Source organism: Streptomyces sp. NPDC001796 (assembly GCF_042892355.1).
In the GTDB taxonomy this organism is placed as follows: domain Bacteria; phylum Actinomycetota; class Actinomycetes; order Streptomycetales; family Streptomycetaceae; genus Streptomyces.
This window is the reverse complement of the sequence record NZ_JBIAUC010000001.1, coordinates 30,678-54,684: the sequence shown is the minus strand read 5'-3', so window position 1 is coordinate 54,684 and position 24,007 is coordinate 30,678. Positions and strand designations below refer to the sequence as shown.

The 24,007-nt window shown below is 71.1% G+C and carries 19 protein-coding genes; 13 read left to right on the top strand and 6 right to left on the bottom strand.

Going from position 1 to position 24,007, the window contains the following annotated elements:
• The first annotated feature begins 134 nt into the window (after nt 1–134).
• Entirely contained in the window at nt 135–701 is a 567-nt protein-coding gene (locus ACFYZE_RS00225; RefSeq protein WP_388986175.1) for a GNAT family N-acetyltransferase, read from the top strand.
• Nucleotides 702–851: 150 nt separating this feature from the next.
• On the opposite strand, the gene ACFYZE_RS00220 is transcribed toward ACFYZE_RS00225, so the two are convergent.
• Nucleotides 852–1,319, bottom strand: a complete 468-nt coding sequence (locus tag ACFYZE_RS00220; protein ID WP_388986172.1) for an NUDIX hydrolase — start codon at nt 1,317–1,319, stop codon at nt 852–854.
• A gap of 301 nt (nt 1,320–1,620) precedes the next feature.
• Here ACFYZE_RS00220 and ACFYZE_RS00215 point away from each other — a divergent pair, with 301 nt between their 5' ends.
• The 3 genes from ACFYZE_RS00215 to pepN all read left to right on the top strand — a co-directional run bounded on the left by ACFYZE_RS00215 (nt 1,621) and on the right by pepN (nt 8,981).
• Nucleotides 1,621–4,920, top strand: coding sequence for a S8 family serine peptidase (locus ACFYZE_RS00215; protein ID WP_388986169.1), 3,300 nt, complete (start codon nt 1,621–1,623; stop codon nt 4,918–4,920).
• A gap of 333 nt (nt 4,921–5,253) precedes the next feature.
• On the top strand, nt 5,254–6,270 hold the full coding sequence (locus tag ACFYZE_RS00210; protein WP_388986166.1) for an aspartate-semialdehyde dehydrogenase: 1,017 nt from the start codon (nt 5,254–5,256) through the stop codon (nt 6,268–6,270).
• A 131-nt stretch (nt 6,271–6,401) separates the two neighbouring features.
• Nucleotides 6,402–8,981: an aminopeptidase N gene (gene pepN / locus ACFYZE_RS00205; protein WP_388986163.1), complete on the top strand. Its 2,580-nt coding sequence runs from the start codon at nt 6,402–6,404 to the stop codon at nt 8,979–8,981.
• A gap of 108 nt (nt 8,982–9,089) precedes the next feature.
• Here the strand turns inward: pepN and ACFYZE_RS00200 are convergent, their stop codons facing one another.
• A complete protein-coding gene (locus tag ACFYZE_RS00200; RefSeq protein WP_388986160.1) occupies nt 9,090–10,544 on the bottom strand; it encodes an FAD-dependent monooxygenase in 1,455 nt (484 codons plus the stop codon).
• A 115-nt stretch (nt 10,545–10,659) separates the two neighbouring features.
• Here ACFYZE_RS00200 and ACFYZE_RS00195 point away from each other — a divergent pair, with 115 nt between their 5' ends.
• Entirely contained in the window at nt 10,660–11,232 is a 573-nt protein-coding gene (locus ACFYZE_RS00195) for a TetR family transcriptional regulator (RefSeq protein ID WP_388986157.1), read from the top strand.
• 122 nt (nt 11,233–11,354) lie between these two features.
• Here ACFYZE_RS00195 and ACFYZE_RS00190 read toward each other — a convergent pair whose 3' ends face one another.
• The 4 genes from ACFYZE_RS00190 to ACFYZE_RS00175 all read right to left on the bottom strand — a co-directional run bounded on the left by ACFYZE_RS00190 (nt 11,355) and on the right by ACFYZE_RS00175 (nt 14,861).
• Nucleotides 11,355–11,594 carry a hypothetical protein gene (locus ACFYZE_RS00190; RefSeq protein WP_388986154.1) on the bottom strand — a complete coding sequence of 80 codons (240 nt, stop codon included), beginning with the start codon at nt 11,592–11,594 and terminating at the stop codon, nt 11,355–11,357.
• 120 nt (nt 11,595–11,714) lie between these two features.
• Nucleotides 11,715–13,799 carry a 4-alpha-glucanotransferase gene (gene malQ / locus ACFYZE_RS00185; RefSeq protein WP_388986152.1) on the bottom strand — a complete coding sequence of 695 codons (2,085 nt, stop codon included), beginning with the start codon at nt 13,797–13,799 and terminating at the stop codon, nt 11,715–11,717.
• Nucleotides 13,800–14,039: a hypothetical protein gene (locus tag ACFYZE_RS00180; RefSeq protein ID WP_388986149.1), complete on the bottom strand. Its 240-nt coding sequence runs from the start codon at nt 14,037–14,039 to the stop codon at nt 13,800–13,802.
• A gap of 285 nt (nt 14,040–14,324) precedes the next feature.
• Entirely contained in the window at nt 14,325–14,861 is a 537-nt protein-coding gene (locus tag ACFYZE_RS00175; RefSeq protein WP_388986146.1) for an HNH endonuclease, read from the bottom strand.
• A 322-nt stretch (nt 14,862–15,183) separates the two neighbouring features.
• Between ACFYZE_RS00175 and ACFYZE_RS00170 the strand changes: the two genes are divergently transcribed.
• The 8 genes from ACFYZE_RS00170 (at nt 15,184) to ACFYZE_RS00135 (ending at nt 23,711) form a co-directional block, all read left to right on the top strand.
• A complete protein-coding gene (locus ACFYZE_RS00170; protein ID WP_388986143.1) occupies nt 15,184–16,284 on the top strand; it encodes a mechanosensitive ion channel family protein in 1,101 nt (366 codons plus the stop codon).
• 211 nt (nt 16,285–16,495) lie between these two features.
• Nucleotides 16,496–16,813, top strand: coding sequence for a hypothetical protein (locus ACFYZE_RS00165; RefSeq protein WP_388986140.1), 318 nt, complete (start codon nt 16,496–16,498; stop codon nt 16,811–16,813).
• 187 nt (nt 16,814–17,000) lie between these two features.
• Nucleotides 17,001–18,212: an ROK family protein gene (locus ACFYZE_RS00160; protein WP_388986137.1), complete on the top strand. Its 1,212-nt coding sequence runs from the start codon at nt 17,001–17,003 to the stop codon at nt 18,210–18,212.
• An 87-nt stretch (nt 18,213–18,299) separates the two neighbouring features.
• Complete coding sequence (locus ACFYZE_RS00155) at nt 18,300–19,631, top strand: ABC transporter substrate-binding protein (protein ID WP_388986134.1); 1,332 nt, start codon at nt 18,300–18,302, stop codon at nt 19,629–19,631.
• 2 nt (nt 19,632–19,633) lie between these two features.
• A complete protein-coding gene (locus tag ACFYZE_RS00150; protein ID WP_388986131.1) occupies nt 19,634–20,575 on the top strand; it encodes a carbohydrate ABC transporter permease in 942 nt (313 codons plus the stop codon).
• A 2-nt stretch (nt 20,576–20,577) separates the two neighbouring features.
• The gene (locus ACFYZE_RS00145; RefSeq protein WP_388986128.1) at nt 20,578–21,471 is read left to right on the top strand and encodes a carbohydrate ABC transporter permease; all 894 of its coding nucleotides are present in this window, start codon (nt 20,578–20,580) and stop codon (nt 21,469–21,471) included.
• A 9-nt stretch (nt 21,472–21,480) separates the two neighbouring features.
• Complete coding sequence (locus ACFYZE_RS00140) at nt 21,481–22,746, top strand: 6-phospho-beta-glucosidase (protein ID WP_388986125.1); 1,266 nt, start codon at nt 21,481–21,483, stop codon at nt 22,744–22,746.
• Nucleotides 22,737–23,711 carry an N-acetylglucosamine kinase gene (locus ACFYZE_RS00135; protein ID WP_388986122.1) on the top strand — a complete coding sequence of 325 codons (975 nt, stop codon included), beginning with the start codon at nt 22,737–22,739 and terminating at the stop codon, nt 23,709–23,711. The genes ACFYZE_RS00140 and ACFYZE_RS00135 overlap by 10 nt, the downstream gene beginning before the upstream one ends.
• Nucleotides 23,712–24,007: the final 296 nt, after the last annotated feature.

Here is a 24,007-nt window from a genome sequence, read left to right as displayed (position 1 = left end):
GAGCGGATGAACACGGCATCTCATGTCCGGGTCGACTGGGTTACGCCGTAATTCGTCAGTCTTGTGCACCGTGATCCAGTGGCACACCGTATTTTCGGTGGCCAGAGGGTGGCGGCCGATGTGACGATGACCCGATGACCGAGCCGATCACCGCGATCACGAAGGACGGGCGCCGGTACACAGTCCGCGAGGCCTCGCCCGACGACGAGCCGGGCGTGACGTCCCTGTTCGAGGCGAGCGCGGAGTACTTCGAGGCGGCCACCGGCCTCCCCTCGGGCCCCGCAGACCTGCAGAGCCTGTACTACAGCCTGCCGCCGGGAGCCGACTGGCAGGACAAACGGATCCTGGTCGTGACCGAGGACACCGACGGCCCGGTGGTGGGGATCGTCGACGCGGTGCTGCACCACCCGGACCCGGACGCCTGCGCGGTGGGCCTGTTCCTGCTGCACCCCTCCCTGTGGGGCACGGGAGCTGCCCGGCCCCTGGCCACCGCGCTGCTCGACCACACGGCCGCCTCGGGCACCGCCCGGGTGACCGCGACGGTCCCGACGGGCTGGGACCGGGGCCGCCGCTTCCTCGCCGCGCTCTCCTTCCGCTTCACGGGCCCGGCCCCGCAGGGCCCGACGACCGCGAACCGCTCGACGGGGCCACGGGAGCCGGCCGTGGAGAGGGCGGAGCTGGTGCTGCCGCGCACGGAGTGAGTCGCTCAGTCCTTGCGCCCGCGGCGCCGTGACCACGCGGGCGGGCGCCACGGGCGGCCTTGGACAGGCCTGCCGCGTGCGCCCGCCCACACCTGCTCGCCGCCGCCCGGGACCGCTCAAGTCCGCGTTCACGTTGTGGTGCAGGGGGCCTCATCCCTCGGGCGGCTCGGGCAGACCGGTCCGCCCCGCCGCGGGGCGCTCCCGCCACAGCGCGAGTCCCGTGTCGACGAGCCGTACCCGTCTGAGCCCGGGCACGGCGGCCATGTCCTGCCAGGCGGCCAGATCCGTGGAGCCGCCGACCTCGTTGCGCAGTTCACCGCCGACCACCCGGCCCTCGTAGACGAGCCGTACACCGTGGTGGTCGACGGTGCGGCCGAAGCCGCGGCGGAATCGGCGGCGGATCGAGTCCACACCGAGCAGCCCGGTGACCTGGATGCGGTAGCCGGTCTCCTCCTCCACCTCCCGGACCACTGTGTCGTGGGGATCCTCGCCGTGCTCCATTCCGCCGCCGGGCAGGGTCCACTCGGGGGTGCCGTCGGAGGCCCACCCACGGGCGAGCAGGAGCCGGCCGTCGCGAACGCAGATGGCGTAGGCCGCCACCCTCAGTCGTGTACGCACTCGGGGCACGTTAGCCCGCCGGCTCGGGATCGGCAGGGGAGTATTCGGGCACAGACCAGCGCCGCGGCACGGCTCGAGGGGTGCGTGAAACGGCGGCGGGCCGTCATCGTCCGGGCTGAACTCCCCCAAATCCATCGCGGGTTTTCCCCATACATCCATTTCGATTCGGTCAACACTCCCCAAACACACGTTCCTTGCGTAAAGCTGTGCGATCGTCCGGGGTCGCCCACCGGACGACTACGACCAGGGCCGATCGGTCCCGGTCGGTCCCTGCACGCTCCTTTACCTACAAGGGATGCCGATGACCCTCACCCCCCAGCGCGGCCCGAAACCGGGCACAAGACGTGTGGCGCGCATAGCCGCGGCCACGGGGCTGGTGGCCGCGCTCTCCGCGGCCGGGCCGATACCCCTGGCCTTCTCCGCCGACCACCCGCCGGCCGGCACCGACCCGGCCGTGAAGTCAGCGAGCGCCAAGCTCGGTTCGGACGACGCCGACCTGCTCGCCGAGGCCAAGGCCGACGGCGCCAAGAACGTCACCATGATGGTCGCGACCGCCCCCGGGCAGACCGAGCAGGTCGCCAAGGAGCTGGACGCGGTCAAGGGCGGCTCGGTGGGCCGCACCTACGACAAGCTCGGCTACGTCCGCGCCACCGTCCCGACGGCCGAGGCGGACTCGGCGATCGCCACCGCCGAGAAGCTGTCCTCCGTGCACGCCATCGACCTGAAGCGGGAGATCCCGCTCGACGACCCGTCGCCGAGCGCGGACGGCGCCAAGTCCGGCGCGAAGGCCGCCACTTACCCGGCCCCCGGCAAGAACACCCCGGCGAAGAACCCGTACAACCCGTCCTTCGAGACGGGCGCCGTCGACTTCGTGCGGGAGCACCCGAAGGCGGACGGCCGCGGCATCACCATCGGCATCCTCGACTCGGGCGTGGACCTCGGCCACCCGGCGCTGCAGAAGACCACCACGGGCGAGCGGAAGATCGTCGACTGGGTCACGGCGACCGACCCGATCGTGGACAGTGACGCGACCTGGCGCCCGATGATCACCGCCGTCTCCGGGCCCACCTTCACCTACGACAAGAAGACCTGGACGGCGCCGTCGGGCTCGTACGAGATCAGCACCTTCAAGGAGTCCGCGACCACCGGCGGCGACGAGAAGGGCGACCTCAACCGCGACGGCGACACCGCCGACAGCTGGGGAGTCCTGTACGACCCGGCGGCGGGCACGGTCACCGTCGACCTGAACAACAACAACGACTTCACCGACGACACGCCGATGAAGCCGTACAAGGACGGCTTCCAGGTCGGCTACTTCGGCACCGACGACCCGAAGACGGACGTCGTCGAGCGGGTGCCGTTCGTCGTGCAGACCCGCAAGGACGTCCCGATGGACCCCTACGGCGGGTCCTGGGTCGGCAAGAAGGCCGACTTCGTCAACATCGGCGTCATCGAGTCCGAGCACGGCACCCACGTCGCCGGCATCACCGCCGCCAACGGCCTGTTCGGCGGCACGATGAACGGCGCCGCCCCGGGCGCGAAGATCGTCTCCTCCCGGGCCTGCACCTGGACCGGCGGCTGCACCAACGTCGCCCTCACCGAGGGCATGATCGACCTCGTCGTCAACCGCGGCGTCGACATCGTCAACATGTCCATCGGCGGCCTGCCGGCGCTCAACGACGGCAACAACGCGCGCGCCGAGCTGTACACGCGCCTGATCGACACCTACGGCGTCCAGCTGGTGATCTCCGCGGGCAACTCCGGCCCCGGCGCCAACACCATCGGCGACCCCGGTCTCGCCGACAAGGTGATCTCGGTCGGCGCGGCCATCTCCAAGGAGACCTGGGCCGCCAACTACGGCTCGGTCGTGGAGAAGAAGTACCAGATGATGCCCTTCTCCTCGCGCGGCCCGCGCGAGGACGGCGGCTTCACGCCGACGCTCGTCGCGCCCGGCGCCGCGATCAACACCACCCAGACCTGGCTGCCGGGCTCCCCGGTCGCCGAGGCGGGCTACTCGCTGCCGGCCGGCTACTCCATGCTCCAGGGCACCTCGATGGCTTCCCCGCAGGCCGCGGGCGCCAGTGCACTGCTGCTGAGCGCCGCCAAGCAGAAGGGCATCGACCTCACGCCCGCCGACCTGCGCACCGCCCTGACCTCGACCGCCGACCACATCAAGGGTGTGCAGGCGTACGAGGAGGGCGCGGGCCGCATCAACATCGTCGACGCCTGGGACGCGATCCTCGACGACGCGACCTCCCACGACTACACCGTGAAGGCCCCCGTCGACACCGCGATCGACTACGCGCTGAAGACCCCCGGCTTCGGCACCGGCCTGTACGACCGCGAGGGCGGCCTCAAGGCGGGCGAGAAGAAGACGTACGACATCACCGTCACCCGCACCTCCGGCCCCGAGGGGCCGGTCTGGCACACGCTGCGCTTCGAGAACAACGCGGGTGACACCTTCCGCCTCCTCGGCTCGCCCCTGGTGAAGCTGCCGCTGAACCAGCCGGTGACCGTGAAGGTCCAGGCCGCGCCGCGCTCGACTGGCATCAAGAGCGCGATCCTCGAGGTCGACGACCCGTTCACCGAGGGCGTCGACAAGCAGATCCTCACCACGGTCGTGGTGTCGACCCCCGTCAAGTACGCCTACTCGGCGTCGGGTTCGGTGCAGCGCAACAGCACCCGGTCGTACTTCCTGACCGTGCCCGAGGGCGCGAAGTCGCTGGAGGTGGCGATCGGCGGGCTGAAGGACAAGAGCCAGACCCGGTTCATCGCGATCCACCCGTACGGCACTCCGGTCGACAACACCTCGACGCCGTACTGCTACAACAACTACCTCGCCGGCAACGGCTGCAAGCCCGACGTGCGCTCGTACGCGGACCCGCAGGCCGGTGTCTGGGAGATCGAGGTCGAGTCGCGCCGCACCTCGCCGCTGCTCGACAACCCCTACACACTGGACGTCACCGTCCTCGGCGCGGCGTTCGACCCCGAGACCGTGACCGTGCCCGAGGCCAAGGTCGGCACCCCGGCCGCCGCCTCCTGGAAGGTGACCAACAAGTACGCCGCGCTCGACGGCAAGCTGGTCGGCGGCCCGCTCGGTTCGTCCAGGACGGCCCGGCCGACGATCAAGAACGGCGAGAAGCAGACCACCACCGTCGAGGTGCCCGCGGGTGCCACCTCGCTGGACGTCGCGATCGGCAACGTGTCCGACACGGCCGCCGACCTCGACCTGACGGTCTACGACGCGAGCGGCAAGCAGGTCGCGCAGTCCGCGGACGGCGACTCGGAGGAGTCGGTGCACATCGACTCGCCGGCCCCCGGGACGTACAGGGTCGAGGTGGCGGGCTACTCGGTCCCGTCCGGCTCGACCGCCTACGACTACCGGGACGTGTTCTTCTCCCCCGCGCTCGGTTCGGTCACGGTCGACGGCTCGGCCCCGGTCAAGCTCGGCACGGGCGACTCCGCCACGGTGTCCGGCACGGTCACCGCGGCCGCTCCGGCACCCGAGGGCCGGGAGTTCTTCGGCCGGGTCCAGCTGGTGAACGCGCGCGGCACGGTCGCGGGCACCGGCAGCGTGAAGATCGAGAAGGTCGCACCGTAGGGCTCCCTACGGCTGTGGGGGCGGGCGTCCGTGCGGGCGCCCGCCCTTTCTCTCGTCCGCCCGGCCGATGGGGCGTACATCACATCGTCGTGTGCGCCGGACGGGGCGGGGCAGGCACCGGGCGGCACAGCTTGCGGTGCGGGACCCCCGTGGGTTGAATTTCTGCAGCTCAGCAGGGTGGACGCCGCAGTTCCGCAACCGTCGCCGGGGCCGTCGCGTCCCATTCCTCGGGCACGCCGTACAAAGAATTGGACAGGCGGGCCGGGGTCGGCCGCATGATGGAAAAGCCTCGGTCAGGCAACACGCACGCAAAGATCACGAGAGGGAGTCGCCGTGAGGGTCGGAATCGTCGGAGCGACCGGTCAGGTCGGCACGGTCATGCGCAGGATCCTCGCGGAGCGCGACTTCCCGGTCACCCAGCTGCGCCTGTTCGCCTCGGCCCGTTCGGCGGGGACCATCCTCGACGGCGTGACGGTGGAGGACGCGGCGACCGCCGACTACACCGGCCTGGACATCGTGCTGTTCTCGGCGGGCGGCGCGACCTCCAGGGCGCTGGCCGAGAAGGTCGCCTCGCAGGGTGCCGTCGTGATCGACAACTCCTCCGCCTGGCGCAAGGACCCGGACGTGCCGCTGGTCGTCTCCGAGGTGAACCCGCACGCGGTGGTGAACCGCCCCAAGGGCATCATCGCCAACCCGAACTGCACGACGATGGCCGCCATGCCGGTGCTCAGGCCCCTGCACGAGGAGGCGGGGCTCGAGGCGCTGGTCGTCGCCACCTACCAGGCGGTGTCCGGCTCGGGCCTCGCGGGCGTGGCGGAGCTGCACGGGCAGGCGCAGAAGGTGGTCGCCGAGGCCGACAAGCTGACCCACGACGGTGAGGCGCTCGACTTCCCCGAACCGCAGGTGTACAAGCGCCCCATCGCCTTCAACGTCGTACCCTTCGCGGGCAACCTCGTCGAGGACGGCCTGAACGAGACCGACGAGGAGCAGAAGCTCCGCAACGAGTCCCGCAAGATCCTGGAGATCCCCGAGCTGAAGGTCTCCGGCACCTGCGTGCGCGTCCCGGTGTTCTCCGGCCACTCCCTCCAGGTCAACGCCCGCTTCGCGCGGCCGCTGTCGGTGGAGCGCGCGACGGAGCTGCTGGCCGGCGCGCCCGGCGTGGCCCTCTCCGACATCCCGACCCCGCTGCAGGCGGCCGGCAAGGACCCGTCGTACGTGGGCCGCATCCGCCGCGACGAGACGGTCGAGAACGGCCTGGCCCTGTTCGTCTCCAACGACAACCTCCGCAAGGGCGCCGCGCTCAACGCCGTGCAGATCGCGGAGCTGGTGGCGGCGGAGCTCAGCGAATAGGGAAAACCCTCACGTCGAAGGGGCGCGCACCACGACCGGTGCGCGCCCCTTGCTGTACGGCCCGATCATCGCCGAACGTGGCGGTGACGTGGAAGGATGACGGAACCGACACATCACGAGGAGATGACCGCGTGCCTGGCACAAACCTGACTCGCGAAGAGGCGCAGCAGCGGGCGAAGCTGCTCACCGTTGACTCGTACGAGATCGATCTCGACCTCTCCGGCGCGCAGGAGGGCGGCACCTACCGGTCCGTGACCACGGTGCGCTTCGACTCCGCGGAGAACGGCGCGGAGTCCTTCATCGACCTGGTGGCCCCGACCGTCCACGAGGTCACCCTCAACGGCGACCCCCTCGACCCGGCCGAGGTCTTCAAGGACTCGCGGATCGCCCTGCCCGGCCTGCTCGAGGGCCCCAACATCCTCCGCGTCGTCGCCGACTGCGCCTACACCAACACCGGCGAGGGCCTGCACCGCTTCGTCGACCCCGTCGACGACCAGGCCTACCTCTACACCCAGTTCGAGGTGCCCGACGCCCGCCGGGTGTTCGCCTCCTTCGAGCAGCCGGACCTGAAGGCCACCTTCCAGTTCACCGTGAAGGCGCCCAGCGGCTGGACCGTCATTTCCAACTCCCCCACCCCCGAGCCCAAGGACGACGTCTGGGTCTTCGAGCCGACGCCGCGGATCTCGACGTATGTCACCGCGCTGATCGTCGGCCCGTACCACTCCGTGCACAGCGTGTACGAGAAGGACGGCCAGAGCGTCCCGCTCGGCATCTACTGCCGGCCCTCCCTCGCCGAGTACCTCGACTCGGACGCGATCTTCGAGGTGACCCGGCAGGGCTTCGAGTGGTTCCAGGAGAAGTTCGACTTCCCGTACCCGTTCCAGAAGTACGACCAGCTCTTCGTGCCGGAGTTCAACGCGGGCGCGATGGAGAACGCGGGCGCGGTCACCCTGCGCGACCAGTACGTGTTCCGCTCGAAGGTGACGGACGCGGCGTACGAGGCACGGGCAGCCACGATCCTGCACGAGCTGGCCCACATGTGGTTCGGCGACCTGGTGACCATGGAGTGGTGGAACGACCTGTGGCTGAACGAGTCGTTCGCCACCTACGCCGAGGCCGCCTGCCAGGCGCTCCACCCGGAGTCCCGCTGGCCGCACTCCTGGACCACGTTCGCCAACCAGATGAAGACGTGGGCGTACCGGCAGGACCAGCTGCCCTCCACCCACCCGATCATGGCCGAGATCAACGACCTGGACGACGTCCTGGTCAACTTCGACGGCATCACGTACGCCAAGGGCGCCAGCGTCCTCAAGCAGCTCGTCGCGTACGTCGGCATGGACGAGTTCTTCCGCGGTGTGCAGGCGTACTTCAAGCGGCACGCCTACGGCAACACGCGCCTGTCGGACCTGCTGGGCGCCCTGGAGGAGACCTCCGGCCGGGACCTGAAGACATGGTCCAAGAAGTGGCTTCAGACCGCGGGCATCAACATCCTGCGGCCCGAGATCGAGACGGACGAGCACGGCGTCATCACGTCCTTCGCGGTCCGCCAGGAGGCCCCCGCCCTGCCCGCCGGCGCCAAGGGCGAGCCGGTCCTGCGTCCGCACCGCATCGCCATCGGCCTGTACGGCCTCGACGAGGACAGCGGCAAGCTGCTGCGCGACGAGGACGGCCGGATCGAGGTGGACGTCGACGGCGAGCTGACCGCCGTGCCGCAGCTGACCGGCCGGCGCCGCCCGGACGTGATCCTGCTCAACGACGACGACCTGTCCTACGCCAAGGTCCGCCTGGACGAGAAGTCGCTGGCCTTCGTCACCGAGCACCTGGGCGACTTCGAGTCCTCGCTGCCGCGCGCCCTGTGCTGGGCGTCGGCCTGGGACATGACCCGGGACGCGGAGCTGGCGACCCGCGACTACCTCTCGCTCGTCCTGTCCGGCATCGCCAAGGAGTCCGACATCGGTGTCGTGCAGTCGCTGCACCGCCAGGTGAAGCTGGCGATCGACCTGTACGCCGACCCGTCCGCGCGTGAGGCGCTGCTGACCCGGTGGACGGACGCGACCCTGGCCCATCTGCGCGCCGCCGAGCCGGGCAGCGACCACCAGCTCGCCTGGGCGCGCGCCTTCGCGGCGACCGCCCGCACCCCGGAGCAGCTGGACCTGCTGGAGGCGCTGCTCGACGGCTCGCAGTCGGTGGAGGGCCTGGTCGTGGACACCGAGCTGCGCTGGGCGTTCGTGGAGCGGCTCGCCTCGGTGGGCCGCTTCGACGAGGCGGAGATCGCGGGCGAGCTGGAGCGCGACAAGACGGCGGCCGGTGAGCGGCACGCGGCCACCGCCCGGGCCGCCCGCCCGACCGCGGAGGCCAAGGCCGAGGCGTGGGCGTCGGTCGTGGAGTCCGACAAGCTGCCGAACGCCGTGCAGGAGGCGGTGATCGCGGGCTTCGTCGAGACCGACCAGCGGGAGCTGCTCTCCGCGTACACGGAGAAGTACTTCGAGGTGGTCAGGGACATCTGGGACTCCCGCTCGCACGAGATGGCCCAGCAGATCGTGGTCGGTCTCTACCCGTCCATCCAGGTGTCCGAGGACACGCTGGCGAAGACCGACGCCTGGCTGGCCTCCGCCGAACCGCCTCCGGCTCTGCGGCGCCTGGTCTCGGAGGCCCGCGCGGGCATCGAACGGGCGCTGAAGGCCCAGGCGGCGGACGCGGCCGCGGCCTGATCGCACGCGGAAGGGGCGCCCGGCTTGTGCCGGGCGCCCCTTTTTCAGCGGCCGAGTGCCCGGTTTGCAAGTGGCCGCGGTGGGCCCGTCGGTTCATCGCCGGTACGGTCAGCCCCGGCCCGTCCAGCTGGACAGCGCGGACTCGATCTGCGTGGCGTCGGGCGCCTCGGCGGCCCAGGCGACATAGCCGTCCGGCCGTACCAGCACGGTCGTGCGCCGTTCGCCCGCCCAGTGCTCCACGGCCAGCCGGTCCTTGCGGCCGTCCGCGTCGTACGGGCCCGGGGTGACCAGCACGAACCGGCCGCCGCGCAGGGCCTCGTAGAGCCGGCCGCCGGTGAGGGCCACGTCCGGGATGCGCCTGCCGGTCAGGGGGTGGGCGCGGCGGGGAGCTGCGTACCTGTAGCCGATGCCGGTGACCTGGCCCGTCACGCGCCGCCGCAGGGGGCCGACGTGGGTGACCGCGGCGGCGAGCCCGGTGCGCAGCGCAAGGGTCCAGGGGCGCTTGGCCATGGCGAGGCGCACGATGCCGCCGCTGCTGCGCAGCACCGACCTGCCGACGGGGTGCCGTTCGGACTGGTAGGTGTCCAGGAGTGCGGGGTCGGCGTGGCCGCGCAGGACGGCGGCGAGCTTCCAGGAGAGGTTCGCGGCGTCCTGGAGGCCGGTGTTCATGCCCTGCCCGCCGGCCGGGGTGTGCACATGCGCGGCGTCCCCGGCGAGGAAGACACGGCCGACGCGGTAGGCGGGCGCCTGGCGTTCGTCGCTGTGGAAGCGGGACATCCAGCGTGCGTCGCGCATGCCGTAGTCGCGGCCGAGCGCGAGGCGGACGGTCTCGCGGACCTCGTCGAGGTCGAGCGGCGCGCTGTCGGGGACGTCGCGGCCGCGCTGCCAGGCGATGACCCGGTGGTAGCCGTCGCCGAAGGGGGCGATGAAGGCGAAGGCGTCACCGACGGCGTTGGCGGTCAGGGTGTGCTCGGGCTGCTCGTCGAGGAGGACGTCGGCGAGGACGACGGAACGGATGACGGACCTGCCCGGGAAGGACAGGCCGATCGAGGCGCGTACGGCGCTGTGGAGGCCGTCGGCGCCCACGGCGTAGGCGGCGCGCAGTGCGCCGGGCTCGCCGTCGGGGCGGCGGACGTGCAGCGTCACGCCGTCGGCGTCCTGGTCGACGCCGGTGACCTCGGTCTCGTACAGGAACCGCACCCCTGCGGCGGCCGCGTGCCGCTCCAGCGCCTTCTCCACCTCGTACTGGGGCAGGACGAGGAGGTGGCGGAAGCGGGAGGGGAGGGTGTCGAGCCGGATGGAGAGCCCGCCGAAGAGCCGGATGTCGGAGAGCGGCCGGCCCTTGGCCTCGAGGTCGTCGGCGAGATCGCGGGCGTCCAGTTGCTCCAGGGTGCGGGCGTGCAGGACGAAGGCGCGGGAGAGGTTGCTGATCTTGTGGGGGCGCTTCTCGACGAGGGTGACGGGGACGCCTGCGGTGGCGAGGTCACCGGCGAGGAGGAGACCCGTGGGGCCGGAGCCGACGACGAGGACGCCGGTGGGAGTGGTGCTGGTCTTGGCTGCCATGACGGCCTCCTGGATGCCAACATGTGTGGGCCAACGGCTGTAGGCCAACGCTCGTTTGCCAACATACGGTGGCCAACGCTGGACGGTCAACACTTGTTGGCCTACGTTTGTTGGCATGTCCGAAAAGCCACCGCCCCGCCGCTCCGACGCCACCCGCGGCGCCATCCTCGACGCGGCCCGGGAGCGCTTCGCCTCCGACGGCTACGAGCGCACCACCATCCGAGCCATCGCCAGGGACGCGCGGATCGACCCGTCCATGGTGATGCGCTACTACGGCTCCAAGGAGGGCCTCTTCGACGCGGTACTCGACGTCGATCTGCGCCTGCCCGACCTGAATGGGGTGCCTCGCCATGATGTGGGCGTGGTCCTGGTGAACCACTTCCTCTCCCTCTGGGAGGAGAACCACGACGCGCTCACCGCGCTGCTGCGCGTCGGCGTCACCAACCCGGCGGGGGCCCGGCGACTCCAGGACATCTTCCGGGACCAGTTGCTGCCCGTCGCGCGGCAGACCTGCCCCGACCCCGAGCAGGCACCCACCCGGGCCGGTCTCGCCGCCTCACAGGTCGTCGGGATGGCGTTCGCCCGGTACGTACTGAAGATCCCGCCGGCCGTCGCCCTGACCCGCGAGGAGGTGGTGGCCTGGCTGGCGCCTACGCTGCGGCGCTACCTCACCGCGCCGCATCCGTAGACCCGAAGGTGTGGAGAACGACGGTAGGCCCGCGGAGCCGCGGGCCTACGAACACGCCGAGGGAGCCCCACGCACCGCCTGGTGCGCGGACTCCCTCGGCGGACAGTACGACCGTGTGGGCGTCAGCCCTGCTTGGTCTCCTTGCGGGTCTTGTCGGTCATCATGACCAGGCCCGCGATGACCAGGAACAGCACGATGGGCGCCGCCACGAACAGCCCCAGCGTGTCGGCCACGCTCAGGCCCTTGCCGGGGTCGTCGCCGTCGTCGCGCGTCAGCGCGAGCGCGGGGGACGACATGAGCAGCATCATCAGCGTCGTACCGGCGGCCAGGGCGCCGGCGCGCAGGGCGTTCTTCTTGTCCACGGTGCAAAAGTAGCGAACGCCCTGACGGCCCGCGCGCCCGGGGGTGCCGTTCCGGGCCACCGAGGTGCCGCACGGGCCGGCACGGGCCCGCACGGGGCCGCCCGTAGTGCCGTACCGCGCCTACCGGCCCCCCACGTCCCGCACCACGTCCATCAGCGCATACAGCCGCGGCGAGGCCGCCAGGTCCTCCAGCGTCACGGGGCGTCCCTGCGCGTCCGCGATCGGCAGGCGCCAGTTCGGGTACTGGTCCCAGGTGCCCGGCAGGTTCTGCGGGCGGCGGTCGCCGACCGCGTCGGGCAGCCAGACGCCGACCAGCCGGGCGGGGGTGCGCAGCAGGAAGCGGTGGACGGCCTGGATCTCCCTCTCCTCCGACACCGCCGAGTTCCCGCCGCTGCCCCCTTCGAGCAGGCCGAGCCGCGACAGCAGGGCGAGCCACTGGCCGGTCTCGGCCGCTGCTTCGGCGCGCTCCTCGGCCAGGGGGCGGGTGAGCAGGCCGAGCCGGTCGCGCAGTTCGACGTGCTCTCCGCTGAGCCGGGCGGCGGTGGGCGGCAGGTCGTGGGTGGTGGCGGTGGCCAGGCAGTCGGCGCGCCAGCGTTCGGGCGGCAGCGGTTGCCCGTTGCCCTCCCAGTCCCGTTCGAACCACAGGACGGACGTGCCGAGCACTCCGCGCTCGTGCAGCGCCTCACGCACCCCGGGCTCCACCGTCCCGAGGTCCTCGCCGATGACCAGCGCCCCGGCGCGCGAGGCCTCCAGGACCAGGACGGCGAGCATGGCCTCGGCGTCGTAGCGGACGTAGGTGCCCTCCGTGGGCGGCTGCCCCTGCGGCACCCACCACAGCCGGAACAGGCCCATGACGTGGTCGATGCGGAGGGCGCCCGCGTGCCGCAGCAGGGCGCGCAGCAGCCGGCGGTAAGGGGCGTAGCCGGAGGCGGCCAGCCGGTCGGGGCGCCAGGGCGGCAGACCCCAGTCCTGGCCGCGCGGGTTGAAGGCGTCCGGCGGGGCGCCCACCGACATCCCGGACGCCAGGTACTCCTGCTGGGCCCAGGCGTCGGCGCCGCCCGGGTGCACGCCGACCGCGAGGTCGTGGATCAGCCCGATCGGCATTCCGGCGTCGCGGGCGGTGCGCTGGGCGGTGGCGAGCTGGGCGTCGGTGAGCCAGGCGAGCCGGCTGTGGAAGTCCACGCGATCCATCAGCTCGGCGCGGGCGCGGCCGGTCGCGGCCGAGCGGGGGTCGCGCAGCCGGGTGGGCCAGGTGTGCCAGTCGGGCCCGTAGAGCTCGGCGAGCGCGTACCAGGTGGCGTGGTCCTCCAGCTCCTGGCCCTGCTCGGCGAGGAAGTCGGCGTAGGCGGCGCGCCGTCCGGGCCCGAGCGGGACGGCGCCCACGAGTTCCAGCGCCTCCCTCTTGAGCTCCCACACGGCGTCGCGGTCGATCAACTCGCCCTTGTCGAGGACGGATTCACGCAGTCGCGCGGCGCGCTCCAGCAACGCCCGGATGTGGGAGCGGTCCTCGGCGTAGGGGAACTCGGGGATGTCCTCCACGCGCAGGTGGACGGGGTCCGGGTGGCGGCGGGAGGAGGGGCGGTAGGGGGAGGGGTCGGTGGGAGCGCCGGGTACGGCGGCGTGCAACGGGTTGACCTGCACGAACCCCGCGCCGAGCGCACGTCCGGCCCAGGCGGTGAGCTCGGCCAGGTCACCGAGGTCGCCCATGCCCCAGGAGCGGTGGGAGAGCAGGGAGTAGAGCTGGACGAGCAGTCCGTAGGAGCGCCCCGGCGGGGCGGGCAGCCGGGCTGGGGCGGCGATGAGGTGGGCTTCGGCCGTGCGGCCGTCGGGGGCGGTGACGTGCAGGGTGTGGACGCCGGGCGGGAGGCCGTCGGCGGAGGCGCGCGTCCCGCCCTGTTCGGTCTCCACGCGTACCCGGGTGCCGTCCGGGAGGGCGGCGAGCGCGGCGGGCGGCTCGCCGCCCCAGCCGACCACGGTCGGGGGCAGCAGCCGTTCCCGCAGCTCCCCTTCACGGGCGGCCAGGGCCTCACGTACGGCGTCCGGGGTGCTCGCGTCCACGCCGAGCGCGGCGAGCGCGGCGGTGACCGCGGTGTCCGAGGACGTGACCGTACGGTCCGGGGAGGGGCGGTAGGAGGTGGCGACGCCGTACAGCGCGGCGAGCCGGACCAGGGGCGTGCCGTCGCGCTCGGGGTCCGCCGGTGTCATCTAGTACCCCATGGGGTCCGGGCCGGCGGCCAGGGGCTCGCTGGTCAGGGGGGCGACGTCGGCGAGCGGGGGTTCGCTCGTGAGGGGCTCGGCATCGGGCAGCGGCGGTTCGCTGGTCAGCGGCGCCTGGGTGCGGGCGCCCTCCGCGCTGAGGACGCCGATCCGGACCCGGGGGTCGGCGGAGGGTTCCGCGTCGCGTTTGGACAGGGTGGGGAGCGGATGGTGTGCCGGTGCGGCCACGGGGGCCTCCTTGTCGTCGTGCGACGTTCTGCGGGTGAGTGCAGGCCTACCCAGTGGGCGCGTGCGCAGACGTACGAGGGTGGACAACGTGGGGTCGCTCACAGACCGTACTCCGGTGCGGGGCCCTGCCGCACGCGACCGTCCCGGGGAACTTCCGGACTTCCCGGAGATTTTCCGGCGAACTGCCGGATCACTATTCACTCAGTACATGTAGTGCGTGGGACTCCCGGGGCCGGGCCCCGAGGCCCGAGCGGCCGGCCCCGGGGAACACGAAGGCCCGGATCGTCAGGCTGAAATGCCGTCGATCCGGGCCAGGGCGTCGTCCGCGCCGTACGGCTGCAGGTATGGCAGCCAGCGCGGGTCCCTATGGCCGGTGCCGATGATGCGCCACGCCAGACCGGTTGGCGGGGCGGGTTTGTGGCGCAGCCGCCAGCCCAGCTCGAAGAGGTGGCGGTCGGCCTTGACGTGGTTGCAGCGGCGGCAGGAAGCCACCACGTTGTCCCAGACGTGCTGACCACCGCGGCTGCGCGGGATGACGTGGTCGACGCTGGTTGCGACGCCACCGCAGTACATGCACCGGCCGCCGTCGCGGGCGAAGAGCGCGCGCCGGGTGAGAGGAACGGGCCCCCGGTAGGGAACCCGTACGAATCGCTTCAGCCGGACCACGCTCGGTGCGGGGACAGTGACGGTCGCGCTGTGCATGTAGGCGCCGGACTCCTCGAGGCAGACGGCCTTGTTCTCGAGGACGAGGATGAGCGCGCGGCGGAGCGGTACGACGCCGAGTGGCTCGTACGACGCATTGAGGACCAGGACGTGCGGCACGGATGCCCTCCTTGTACGCCGGCGGCGCGTGGCTCGCGCCGGGACGATATGAGAGCCAGTCTCCCCTCATGCCTGGTGGAAGCGCCACCATGTCCCGGTAACGGGCTGGGAGTGTTTTCGACCACACCCGGGGCGCCGCCGGGCGCGCGCCCCCCTGCTTCACCTGGTGAACCCCCAGGTGACACGGTCTCTGCACGGAACATCGCCATGATCCCCACACGATGCCCCGTTAGTGTGGTGCTCCTGCCGTCCGGTGACTTTTCCGTGACCTCGAAGACCTTGACCGCCCCCACCGGAGGCAGAAGCACTGGAGGTACCCGCCGTGTCCCTGCCCGCCCTACTGGCCGCCGGCGCCACACCGGCTCCGTCCCCCACGGAGTCGACGGCTCCGGCGGTTCCCACGTTCCAGGACGCCCAGGAGAGCGCGAACCACGCCGCGAGCTGGGTCGAGCAGAACTGGTCGACCTGGCTCGCGATAGGCCTCAGGGTGATCCTGATCCTGGTCATCGCGGCAGTGCTGAGAGTGGCGGTACGGCGCGCGATCACCCAGCTCATCGAGCGTATGAACCGCACCACCGAGGCGACGGCGAACGGCACCTCGCTGGGCGGCCTGCTGGTCAACGCCGAGCGCCGCCGGCAGCGCGCGGCGGCCATCGGATCGGTGCTGCGCTCGGTGGCGAGCTTCCTGATCATGGGCACCGCGGCGCTGATGGTGCTGTCGACCTTCCAGATCAACCTGGCCCCGCTGCTGGCCTCGGCGGGGGTCGCCGGTGTGGCGGTCGGTTTCGGCGCCCGCAACCTGGTCACGGACTTCCTCTCCGGCGTGTTCATGATCCTCGAGGACCAGTACGGCGTCGGCGACACCATCGACGCGGGTGTGGCCTCGGGCGAGGTGATCGAGGTGGGCCTGCGGGTGACGAAGCTCCGCGGGGCCGACGGAGAGATCTGGTACGTCCGCAACGGCGAGGTCAAGCGCATCGGCAACCTCTCGCAGGGCTGGGCGACGGCCGGGGTGGACGTGACCGTCCGCTCGAGCGAGAACCTGGACCGGGTGAAGGCGACCCTGGACGCGGTGGCCGAGCGGATGAGCAAGGACGAGCCCTGGAACGAGATCCTCTGGGGCCCCGTCGAAGTGCTCGGACTGGACAGCGTGCTGATCGACTCCATGGTGGTCCGCCTCTCGGCGAAGACCATGCCGGGCAAGGCACTGGCAGTGGAGCGCGAGCTGCGCTGGCGCGTCAAGCGGGCCTTCGACGAGGCGGACATCCGCATCGTGGGGGGCACGCCCATCACCCTCACGGAGGAGGCAGAGGCCGCCGACCCCGCGGCCCCGGTGGCGCCCCCCTCGGCCCACGCGAACCCCGACTCCCCGCAGTCGGAGGCGGCGTCCCCGATCCCGCCGCCGCGTCCGGCGGCGAAGTAGCGGGTCGCACGGTCGTGTGAGGGAAGCGGCGCCTGGATGTTCCGGGCGCCGCTTCTTCGTGTGCGCGGGCCAGGGCGGAACGGTTCAGCACGCTGGTTCGAGTGAACTGGAACGTTTTTGCAGGTCAGCAGCCCAATGCGGTCACACATGCTCCCGCTGGGTCACCCCACGTGGGCGTAGCCTGGCACCAGTGCGACAAGGAGAACCAGCGATGAGCGCCGAACCCCTCATGGAGCCGGTCATGCCGCAGGTGGACCCCATCGACCTGTTGAGTGCGTTCGAAGAGGCGTCACCGATGCCGATTCGACCGGAGTACGTCGAGGGGACGGTCGTCGTGCCGCCGCAGCCGGACTACAACCACAGCAGGAGCGCCGTTGGGCTCACTGTTCAGTTCCACGTCGCCGGGTTCGAGCTGGCGGGCATGGGCATGGGCTTCCGCGCCGCCGACAAAGACGGCAGCGCAGGCGAGCCCCTCCCCCTTCCCGCCCCCTATCCCACCCTCGGCACTGCACCGTTCGTAAAGGGCTGACCGCTCCCCCGCATAACGACTACGTAGCCGCCGGCGGCCGGTATTGACGCCTTCGGCGGTTCGCGCCTACCTTCCTGCCACCGATAGGAAACCTTCCTAACAGATCGCGGAGCATAGCGATCAGTCGGTGGACTTCCCCGCGCCCTCCCTGAGAAGCTGGGCGGTTGAAAGGCAGGTGGCGACACGCATGGCAGGATCCGCCGGTACGCCGGGCACCCCCCGGGTGCTGCGCGCCATGAACGACCGCGCCGCCCTGGACCTGCTCTTGGAGCACGGCCCGCTCAGCCGCACCCGCATCGGCAAGCTCACCGGCCTGTCGAAGCCCACCGCCTCCCAGTTGCTCGCCCGCCTCGAAGCCGCCGGCCTGGTCCTGATGACCGGCACGACCGAGGGCCGCCCGGGTCCCAACGCCCAGCTCTACGTGGTCAACCCGGCCGCCGCCCATGTCGCCGGCCTCGACGTCACCCCCGAGCGCATCCTAGCCGCCGTCGCCGACATCACCGGCCGGACGGTCGGCGAGTACGAACTGCCCACCCCCGGCCGCCGCCCGGCCCAGCCCGTCGTACGGCAGGTGACCGACGCCCTCGAAGGCGCCGTGAAGGCCGCCGGGCTCGCCGCCTCCGACGTGCACCGGGTGGTCATCGGCACCCCGGGCGCCTTCGATCCCACCACCGGCCGTCTGCGCTACGCCTCCCACCTGCCGGGCTGGCACTCCCCCACGCTGCTGGAGGAACTCGCCGCCGCCCTGCCGATGCCGGTCGAGTACGAGAACGACGTCAACCTCGTCGCCCTCGCCGAGCAGCGCCTGGGCGCGGCCAGCGGCCACGACGACTTCGTGCTGCTGTGGAACGAGGGCGGTCTCGGCGCCGCCCTGGTCCTCGGCGGCCGGCTGCACCGCGGCTGGACCGGCGGCGCCGGCGAGGTCGGCTTCCTGCCGGTGCCGGGCGCCCCGCTGGTCCGCCAGGTCACCAAGGCCAACAGCGGCGGTTACCAGGAACTGGCCGGCTCCCAGGCCATCCCGAAGCTCGCCCGCGAACTGGGCATCGAGGACGTGCCGGCCGGCCCGTACGCCGAGGTCGCCGCCGAACTCGTCGCCCGGGCCGCCGACAGCGCCACCGGCCCCCACCGGCGGCTCCTCCAGACGTACGCGACCCGGTTGGCCACCGGTCTGGCCTCGCTCGTCTCCGTGCTCGACCCCGAACTCGTCGTCCTCAGCGGCGCCTCCCTCACCGCCGGGGGCGAGCCGCTGCGGGCCCTGCTCCAGGCCGAACTGGAGGAGCTGGCCGCATCCCGGCCGCGGCTCGTCGTCGGCGACGTACGCGAACACCCCGTGCTGCGCGGGGCGCTGGAGAGCGCCCTCGCCGCCACCCGCGACGAGGTCTTCGACACCTCGCGCTGAAGCCCCGGGTCCCCACCCCGGTTCCGCCCCGCCCCGGCACCCGTTCCGGTCGAACCACACCCCCGCCCGTCCCAGGGAGACCCCGCCATGCCCGAAACAGTCCGAAAAGTCGCCTTTGCTCTGACCGTCTCGGTCGCTCTCCTCACCACCGCCTGCACCGGCCAGTCCTCCTCCGGCGCGAGTGACGACGCGTCCAAGGAGACCACCATCAACTTCTGGCACGCCTGGAGCGCGCCGAACGAGACCAAGGCCGTGAAGGCGCTGATCGCCGGCTTCGAGAAGGCGCACCCCAACATCCACGTCAACGTCGTCGCCAACATGACCGACGACAAGATCAACCAGGCGCTGCGCACCGGCGGCGACAAGGCTCCCGACGTCATCTCGTCCTTCACCACGAACAACGTCGGCAAGTTCTGCTCCTCCGGCGCCCTGATCGACCTCAACCCGTTCTTCACGAAGGCCGGCATCGACCCGGCCACGACATTCCCGAAGGCGATGAACGAGTACACCCAGTTCGACGGCAACCGCTGTACGGTGCCGCTGCTGGGCGATGCGTACGGGCTCTACTACAACAAGACCGCATTCAAGAAGGCGGGCATCACGGCCCCGCCGAAGACGTGGTCCGAATTCGAGACCGACACCAAGAAGCTGACCGTCCCCGACGGCGACGGCTACAAGCAGCTCGGGTTCATGCCGGACTACCACGGCTGGGAGACCACGACCGAGCACTACTTCGCGCAGTTCTCCCCCACCTACTTCGACAAGAACGGCAAGTCGAACCTGGCCAAGGACCCGGCGTTCGAGGCCGGCTTCACGCTGCAGAAGAAGCTGGTCGACGAACTGGGCGGTTTCCAGAAGCTGGAGAAGTACCGCTCGAAGCTCGGCGACGAATGGGGTCCCAAGCACCCCTTCCAGACCGGCCAGGTCGCCATGCAGCTCGACGGCGAGTGGCGCCTGGGCATGGCCCTGGACGCCAAGCCGAACTTCGACATCGGGGTCGCCCCGCTGCCCGTCCCCGACAACCAGGCCTCCCAGTACGGCAAGGGCTACATCACCGGGACGATCGCCGGCATCGCCGCCACCAGCACCAAGCAGAACGCGGCCTGGGAGCTGGTGAAGTACATGACCACCGACACGGATGCGGTGGTGGAGTTCTCCAACGCCATCCACAACGTGCCCTCCACCCTGGCGGCCCTGAAGTCCCCGAAGCTGAAGTACGACCCGCGCTTCAAGACGTTCCTGGACATCGCCGCGAACCCGAACTCCACGACCACGCCCGCCTCGGTCAACGGCGGCGTGTACCTCACGACGATCCAGCAGCTCGGATACGACTACGAGAGCGGCAAGGTCAAGGACCTCAAGGCGGGTCTGGAGAGCGCCGCCAAGCAGATCGACACGGACATCGCGCAGGCGAAGTAGCGATGAGCACGATCACCCTCGCCTCGAAGCGCCGCAGGGCGGCGCTTCGCACGGCCGCCTTCATGTCGCCCTGGCTGATCGGTTTCGCGGTCTTCTTCGCGTACCCGCTGATCTCGACGGTCTACTTCTCGTTCATGCACTACGACGGCTTCCGGCCGCCGACGTGGAGCGGAACGAAGAACTGGACGTACGTCTTCAAGGACTACCCGTTCTTCTGGCCGGCGCTGCGCAACACCCTGTGGCTGGTCGTCGTCATGGTCAGCCTGCGGGTCGTCTTCGGGCTCGGCGTCGGACTGCTGATCACGAAGATCAAGACGGGTACGGGCGTCTTCCGCACCCTGTTCTACCTGCCCTACCTCGCCCCGCCCGTCGCCGCCACCATGGCGTTCGCCTTCCTCCTCAACCCCGGTACGGGCCCGGTCAACTCGATCCTCGAGAAGATCGGCATCCCGGCGCCGGGCTGGTTCAACGACCCTTCCTGGTCCAAGCCCGCCCTCACCCTGCTCGCCCTGTGGGGCATCGGCGACCTGATGGTCATCTTCATGGCCGCCCTGCTCGACGTGCCGCAGGAGCAGTACGAGGCGGCCGAACTGGACGGCGCCTCGGCCTGGCAGCGCTTCCGCTACGTGACGCTGCCGAACATCTCGCCGATCGTCATGTTCGCCGTGGTCACCGGAGTGATCCAGACCATGCAGTACTACACACAGCCCCTGATCGCCGGGAAGGTCGCCTCCGGCGTCATCCAGGGCGCCGGGACGCAGTTCGAGCCGGGCTACCCCGAGAAGTCCACGCTCACCCTGCCCCAGCTCGTCTACAACCTCGGCTTCCAGCGCTTCGACTACGGCTCCGCCTGTGTGGTCGCGCTCGTGCTGTTCGCCCTGTCCATGGTGTTCACCGCGTTCCTGATGCGGCGCCGGGGCGGCCTCAACCTGGCAGGTGACTGACCATGACCCAAGTACTCGACAAGCCGGTTCAGGTGCGGGCGCCCGTCTCGCCGGCCGCACGCACCGCCCGGCGCAGGGCCGCCCTGGAGTGGGTCGCGGTCCACTCCCTCGGCGTGGCAGCCGCCCTCTTCTTCACACTCCCCTTCGTGTTCGTGTTCCTGACCTCGCTGATGAGCGACAGCCAGGCACTCAGCCGCGACCTGATCCCGCACACCTGGGAGTGGGGCAACTACCGGAAGGTGCTCGACACGCCCGGCTTCCTCACCTGGTGGAAGAACACCCTGGTCTACGCCGGTCTCGGCACCGTCCTGACCGTCGTGTCGTCCGTCCCGGTGGCGTACGCGCTCGCCAAGTTCCGCTTCCGGGGCCGGAATCTGTCCCTCATGCTGGTGGTCTCGATGATGATGCTGCCGCCGCAGGTGATCATCATCCCGATGTACCTGTTCTGGGCGAAGCAGCTGGACCTGGCGGGGACACTGTGGCCGCTGATGATCCCGATGGCGTTCGGCGACGCGTTCTCCATCTTCCTGCTGCGCCAGTTCCTGATGACGATCCCGAACGAGTACCTGGACGCGGCGAAGGTCGACGGCTGCGGTGACCTGCGGACGCTGCTGAAGGTCGTGCTGCCCATGGCCCGGCCGGGCATCGCCGCCGTCGCGCTCTTCCAGTTCTTCTACGCCTGGAACGACTACTTCGGCCCGCAGATCTACGCCTCCGAGAATCCGGTGGCCTGGACGCTGAGTTACGGCCTGGAGTCGTTCAAGGGCGCGCACCACACCGACTGGAACCTGACCATGGCCGCGACCGTGCTGGTCATGGCCCCCGTGATCCTCGTGTTCTTCTTCGCCCAGCGGGCGTTCGTCGAGGGCGTCACGCTCACCGGAGTGAAGGGTTAGTCAGCCGCAATGAAACTCACCGTGGTCGGCGGAGGGTCGACCTACACGCCTGAACTCATCGACGGATTCGCGCGGCTGAGGGACACGCTGCCGGTCGAGGAGCTGGTCCTCCTCGACCCGGCCGCCGAACGCCTGGAGCTGGTGGGCGGACTGGCCCGGCGGATCTTCGCCAAACAGGGGCACCCCGGACGCGTCGTCACGACCGGCGACCTGGACGAGGCGGTCGAGGGGGCCGACGCCGTACTGCTCCAGCTGCGCGTCGGCGGCCAGGCCGCGCGGGAGCAGGACGAGACCTGGCCGCTGGAGTGCGGCTGTGTCGGCCAGGAGACGACCGGCGCGGGCGGCCTCGCCAAGGCGCTGCGCACCGTGCCGGTGGTCCTGGACATCGCCGAACGGGTCCGCCGAACCAACCCGAAGGCCTGGATCATCGACTTCACCAACCCGGTCGGCATCGTCACCCGCGCCCTGCTGAAGGAGGGCCACCGGGCGGTCGGTCTGTGCAACGTGGCGATCGGCTTCCAGCGGAAGTTCGCCGCGCTGCTCGGGGTCACAGCCGCCAATGTGCACCTGGACCATGTGGGCCTGAACCATCTCACCTGGGAGACCGGTGTGCGCCTGGGCGGCCCCGAGGGCGAGAACGTGCTGCCCAAGCTGCTCACCGAGCACGGCGAGGCGATCGCCGCCGATCTGCGACTGCCCCGGAGCCTGGTGAACCGGCTCGGCGTGGTCCCGTCGTACTACCTGCGGTACTACTACGCGCACGACGAGGTCGTGCGGGAACTGCGGACGAAGCCCTCGCGCGCCGCCGAAGTCGCCGCCATGGAACGGGAGTTGCTCCAGATGTACGGCGACCCGGCGCTCGACGAGAAGCCGGCGCTGCTCGCCCGGCGGGGCGGCGCCTACTACTCGGAGGCCGCGGTCGACCTCGCGGCAGCGCTGCTCGGCGGATCCGGGTCGCCGTACCAGGTGGTGAACGCGTACAACCACGGCACGCTGCCCTTCCTTCCGGACGACGCCGTGATCGAGGTGCAGGCGGCCGTCGGCCCGCACGGACCGAGCCCGCTGCCCGTACCGGCCGTGGACCCGCTGTACGCAGGGCTGATGGCGAACGTGACGGCGTACGAGGAGCTGGCCCTGGACGCCGCCCTGCGCGGCGGCCGGGACCGCGTCTTCCGCGCCCTGCTCTCCCACCCCCTGATCGGCCAGTACGACTACGCCGACGCCCTCACCGACCGACTGATCGCGCACAACCGGGAGCACCTCGCGTGGGCCTGACCGCAAGTGTCCTCGCCATCGACGCGGGCAACAGCAAGACCGACGTCGCCGTGGTGGCCGCCGACGGCGAGGTCCTCGGCACCGCGCGGGGCGGGGGGTTCCGGCCACCGGCAGTGGGCGTGGAGCCGGCGGTTGACGCCCTGGCGGAAGCCGTCGAGCAAGCCTGCGCGGCGGCGGGGGTCGCCTCGGTCGCGCATGTCTCGGCCTGTCTGGCCAACGCCGACCTGCCGGTGGAGGAGGAGCAGCTGGCCGCCGCGCTGCACGCGCGCGCGTGGGGCACGACGGTGGAGGTGCGCAACGACACGTTCGCGATCCTCCGGGCCGGGGTGGCCGAACCGCGAGGCGTCGCCGTGGTCTGCGGCGCCGGCATCAACTGCGTCGGCATGCGCCCCGACGGACGCACCGCCCGCTTCCCCGCACTCGGCCGTATCTCCGGTGACTGGGGCGGCGGCTGGGGCCTGGCGGAGGAGGCCCTGTGGTGGGCGGCACGCGCGGAGGACGGCCGCGGCGGCCCCACCGCCCTGGCACGCACGCTGCCGGCGCACTTCGGTTTCAGCTCGATGTACGCGCTCATCGAGGCGCTGCACCTGGGGCACATCGCTGACGACCGGCGGCACGAGCTGACCCCGGTGCTGTTCCGGACGGCCGAGGAGGGAGACCCGGTGGCCCGCGCGGTCGTGGAACGGTTGGCGGAGGAGGTCGTCACGATGGCGACGGTGGCGCTGAGGCGGCTGGGCCTCCTGGAGGAGGAGACCCCGGTCGTGCTGGGCGGCAGCATCCTCGCGGCCCAGCACCCCCAACTGGACGACGCGGTGAGGGACCTCCTGGCGTCCAAGGCCCCGAAGGCGGTCCCCCAGGTGGTCACGGCCCGCCCGGTCCTGGGAGCGGCACTACTGGGCCTGGACCACGAGGGCGCACCGCGAAAGGCCCAGGAACGGGTACGGGGGTACTACGAGGGGACGTAGCGCGGGCGCCGGTCGGCGCGTGGCTACGGCAGCCGCCGCGCTGCCGCAGCCACCGCAGCTGCCGTAACTGCCGTAGCTGCGGGCAGTCGTGCCGCTGGGGCGCAGCGGACCCCGTTGGAGCCGGGCTGTGCAACCCCACCCCGGCCCACCCCTCCCCGGGGAACCGAACACCCCCAGGGCGCGTATTCAAGAGCGGGGGGCAACACAACGGCACAGCTCAGCAACAAGATCACCCAAAGCCCTGTGCGGACAGCACCCCCCGCGGCGATACTTGCCGCGACGGATGGCCAAGGGGG

Excerpts from the sequence above, each read along its gene's own strand:
- ACFYZE_RS00140 (WP_388986125.1), top strand. The coding sequence starts at position 21,481 with ATGAAACTCACCGTGGTCGGCGGAGGGTCGACCTACACGCCTGAACTC.
- ACFYZE_RS00150 (WP_388986131.1), top strand. The coding sequence starts at position 19,634 with ATGAGCACGATCACCCTCGCCTCGAAGCGCCGCAGGGCGGCGCTTCGC.
- malQ (WP_388986152.1), bottom strand. The coding sequence starts at position 13,799 with ATGACACCGGCGGACCCCGAGCGCGACGGCACGCCCCTGGTCCGGCTC.
- ACFYZE_RS00215 (WP_388986169.1), top strand. The coding sequence starts at position 1,621 with ATGACCCTCACCCCCCAGCGCGGCCCGAAACCGGGCACAAGACGTGTG.
- ACFYZE_RS00195 (WP_388986157.1), top strand. The coding sequence starts at position 10,660 with ATGTCCGAAAAGCCACCGCCCCGCCGCTCCGACGCCACCCGCGGCGCC.
- ACFYZE_RS00145 (WP_388986128.1), top strand. The coding sequence starts at position 20,578 with ATGACCCAAGTACTCGACAAGCCGGTTCAGGTGCGGGCGCCCGTCTCG.
- ACFYZE_RS00165 (WP_388986140.1), top strand. The coding sequence starts at position 16,496 with ATGAGCGCCGAACCCCTCATGGAGCCGGTCATGCCGCAGGTGGACCCC.
- ACFYZE_RS00160 (WP_388986137.1), top strand. The coding sequence starts at position 17,001 with ATGGCAGGATCCGCCGGTACGCCGGGCACCCCCCGGGTGCTGCGCGCC.
- ACFYZE_RS00200 (WP_388986160.1), bottom strand. The coding sequence starts at position 10,544 with ATGGCAGCCAAGACCAGCACCACTCCCACCGGCGTCCTCGTCGTCGGC.
- ACFYZE_RS00225 (WP_388986175.1), top strand. The coding sequence starts at position 135 with ATGACCGAGCCGATCACCGCGATCACGAAGGACGGGCGCCGGTACACA.
- ACFYZE_RS00155 (WP_388986134.1), top strand. The coding sequence starts at position 18,300 with ATGCCCGAAACAGTCCGAAAAGTCGCCTTTGCTCTGACCGTCTCGGTC.